Raw genomic sequence first — 3593 nt, 5'->3', positions numbered from 1 at the left:
CCCACACTCAGATGCGAAGAGCCGCATTACCCAGGCGCGGGACAAGATCCCGATTGCGGACGGCGTCCACATACAGACGAGGCCCCCACCGCTCATCGCGGTAGGGGCCTCGTCGGGGCGGGCCGTCAGTGCTTCTCGCGCCCCCAGTGGTACTCGAACACCAGCGCGCAGGAGGTGATGATCAACGCGGTCGCGCCAGCGAGCAGCACCCACCAGTTCCAGAATGCCGCACCGAAACCGACGATCAGGATCGAGGAGGCGATGAAGAACGGCCAGAAGCTGTGCGGGCTGAAGAATCCGAGCTCTCCGGCACCGTCGGAGATCTCCGCCTCCTCGTAGTCCTCGGGAAGCGTGCTGATGCGCCGTGCCACGAAGCGGAGGTACCCACCGATCAGCAGGCACAGACCGGCGGAGAGCACGAGAGCGGTGGAGCCCACCCACTCGATGCCCGTACGCGAGGTGCCCGTGAGGTAGGTGTACGCGATAGCCAGGATCGCGAGGAAGACCACCAGTCCGTCGAAGATTCTTACTGTTGCGTTCATCGTGCAGGAGCCCTTCGCGTGATACCGGGAGAGACGTCAGTTAGCGGATGCGTTCTCGATGATGTTGTTCTGGTCGCGGGTATCGCTGCGACCGGTCTTGAACGGTGCCGTGGACGTGGAGTAGGGCTCCTCGCCGATCGACTCCAGCGCCTCCGCGTTGGAGGCGGTCGGGTTGTCCTGGCGGAACTGGATGTACTCCGCGAAGGCCTCCGGCGACACCGCCCTGAGCTCGAAGTTCATCATCGCGTGGTACGCGCCGCACATCTCGGCACAGCGTCCGACGAAGGCTCCCTCGCGCTCGATCTCCGCGATCTGGAACATGCTCAGCTGCTGGTTCTGGCCGGGGTGCGGCATGACGTCGAGCTTGTAGATGAACTCGGGGATCCAGAAGGAGTGGATCACGTCGGCGGCGGCGAGACGGAACTCGACACGGGTCCCGGTCGGAAGCACGAGCACCGGGACCTCTTCCGAGGTGCCGACGGTCTCGATGTTGTTGAAGTGCAGGTACGACTTGTCCTCGGCGAGACGACCATGGATCGGACCACCGGCGGCGGGCTCCCCATGGTGACCGAGCGCCATGCGCTGCTCATCCGAGAGCACGCCGGCCTCCTCGGCGTCACGCTGGGCCTCTTCGTTGGTGCCGTCCTCGATGGAGACACCCGCGACGTCGACCTTGTTGTATCCGAACTTCCAGTTCCACTGGAAGGCGGTGACGTCGACCTTGACGCCGACCTCTTCCTCCGGACGGAGATCCAGGACCTTGTTCTGGGTGATGACGGTGAAGTAGAAGAGCACCGAGATGATCACGAACGGCACGGCGGTGTAGACCAGCTCGAGCGGCACGTTGTACGCGGTCTGACGTGGGAACTCCCCGTCGTCGTTCTTCCTCTTGCGGTGGAAGGCCATCGTCCAGAAGATCAGGCCCCACACGAAGAACCCGACGATCAGCGAGGTGACGACAGTGAGGGTCCAGAACTCGCGGATGGCGATTCCCTCGGGCGTGATCCCGTTGGGGAACCCGAAGTTCATGGTCTGGTTCCACCATTTGTTGTCCGTGTGGAGGCTGCAACCGGACAAAAACAAGCCCAATGTGCCGAGCGACACCGCGAGTGCAGCCCTGCGCGTCCGACGACGCCCGTCACGCTGTTCCACCATCACGCCTTCCTGATCAGCGGCACCGACCACGTGGCCGGGACACTTAGGAATCGTAGACCACGGCTCTCAGTTTGGAAGCCGCGGGTCCCGGCATTTCACCGAACCCACCCCTTCGCCGTCCGGCGCGGCGGTCGGGACGCCCGGGACCAGTAGTATTCGAACCCATCGTGGCCCGCAGACGCGGGTTATCCCCCACCCCCGACGACGATCGACGAGGTACCCGACGAATGTGTGGCCTGCTTGGTCTGCTCACCCCCGACGGCTCCGCCCGCACCCACGAGTCGAGGGTCCTGGGCGCGATGGGGTGCCAGCGTCACCGCGGTCCGGACGAGGTGGGGACATGGGTCGACGACGACCTGGCGTTCGGCTTCAACCGTCTGTCGATCATCGACATCGCGCATTCACACCAGCCGCTGCGCTGGGGGCCGCCGGAGAACCCCGACCGCTACGCCCTGACGTTCAACGGTGAGATCTACAACTACGTCGAACTCCGTGCACAGCTCCGCGAGGAGTTCGGGGCCGAGTTCCGGACCGAGGGCGACGGCGAGCCGATCGTGGTGGCGTTCCACCACTGGGGCCCCGCAGCGGTCCGCCGGCTCCGCGGCATGTTCGCCTTCGCGATCTGGGACACCGTCGAGCGCACCCTCTTCGTGGCCCGCGACCCCTTCGGCATCAAGCCCCTCTACATGGCGACCGGGCCCGGGGGCACCGCGTTCGCGAGCGAGAAGAAGTCGATCACCGAACTGGTCGACCTCCTCGCCGTCGACACTTCACTCGACACCCGCGCCCTGCAGCACTACGTCACCCTCCAGTACGTCCCCGAGGACGAGACCCTGACCCGCGGTGTCCGCCGCCTGGAGTCCGGTTGCCACGCCACCCTCTCCCCCGGTACCGCTCCGGCGATCGAGCGCTACTTCGAGCCGACCTTCCCCGTGGTCCCGGTGGCCGACGGTGATGCCGAGCGCCGGTACGAGGAGATCGCCGTCGCCCTCGAGGATTCCGTGGCCAAGCACATGCGCGCCGACGTCACCGTGGGTTCCTTTCTGTCCGGCGGCATCGACTCCACCGCGATCGCCGCACTCGCCAGGCGCCACAACGAGAACCTCCTCACGTTCACCACGGGCTTCGAACGGGAGGGCTACTCGGAGGTCGACGTGGCCGCCGAGTCCGCCGCCGCGATCGGTGTGGAGCACATCGTCAAGGTGGTCTCGCCCGAGGAGTTCGCCGCCGCGATCCCGGAGATCATCTGGTATCTCGACGAGCCGGTCGCCGACCCGGCTCTGGTCCCGCTGTACTTCGTCGCCCGCGAGGCCCGCAAACACGTCAAGGTGGTCCTCTCGGGTGAGGGCGCCGACGAGCTCTTCGGCGGATACACCATCTACAAGGAGCCGCTCTCGCTCGCGCCGTTCGAGAAGATCCCCGGCGGCCTCCGCCGGGCGCTGGGAAGGGCGAGCACCCGGATCCCCGAGGGCACCCGCGGCAAGAGCCTGCTGCACCGAGGATCGATGAGTCTCGAGGACCGCTACTACGGCAACGCGCGCTCGTTCTCCGAGGACCAGGTTCGCTCGGTCCTCACCGACTACCGACCCGAGTGGAGCCACCAGGACGTCACGGCTCCGATCTACGAGCGCTCCCAGGGGTGGGACCCCGTCGCCCGCATGCAGCACCTGGACCTGTTCACGTGGCTCCGCGGGGACATCCTGGTCAAGGCGGACCGGGTCACCATGGCCAACTCGCTCGAGCTGCGCGTGCCGTTCCTCGACCGCGAGGTCTACGAGGTCGCCTCCCGCCTGCCGTACACGGAGAAGGTGGCGCACGGGACCACCAAGTACGCGCTCCGAAAGGCGCTCGAGCGGATCGTGCCGGCACACGTCCTGCACCGGAAGAAGCTCGGCT

3 protein-coding genes are annotated in these 3593 nt (G+C 66.2%); 1 reads left to right on the top strand and 2 read right to left on the bottom strand.

All coding sequences use genetic code 11. The features are described from left to right. Positions 1-125: 125 nt before the first annotated feature. A complete protein-coding gene (locus G6027_RS14085) occupies positions 126-542 on the bottom strand; it encodes a cytochrome c oxidase subunit 4 (protein ID WP_182637716.1) in 417 nt (138 codons plus the stop codon). A 36-nt stretch (positions 543-578) separates the two neighbouring features. Then, complete coding sequence (locus G6027_RS14080; protein ID WP_182637715.1) at positions 579-1697, bottom strand: cytochrome c oxidase subunit II; 1119 nt, start codon at positions 1695-1697, stop codon at positions 579-581. 227 nt (positions 1698-1924) lie between these two features. Between G6027_RS14080 and asnB the strand changes: the two genes are divergently transcribed. Continuing rightward, a partial coding sequence (asnB, locus tag G6027_RS14075; RefSeq protein ID WP_241727138.1) for an asparagine synthase (glutamine-hydrolyzing) occupies positions 1925-3593 on the top strand: 1669 nt, incomplete at its 3' end.

It is taken from the genome of Dietzia sp. SLG310A2-38A2, from assembly GCF_014145095.1.
Classification (GTDB): domain Bacteria; phylum Actinomycetota; class Actinomycetes; order Mycobacteriales; family Mycobacteriaceae; genus Dietzia.
The sequence above is the reverse complement of the archived record's forward strand: the minus strand, read 5'-3'. Positions and strand labels throughout refer to the sequence as shown.

Bases quoted from the DNA above. Each gene is read 5' to 3' on its own strand.
- G6027_RS14085 (WP_182637716.1), bottom strand. From the start codon at position 542: ATGAACGCAACAGTAAGAATCTTCGACGGACTGGTGGTCTTCCTCGCG.
- G6027_RS14080 (WP_182637715.1), bottom strand. From the start codon at position 1,697: ATGGTGGAACAGCGTGACGGGCGTCGTCGGACGCGCAGGGCTGCACTC.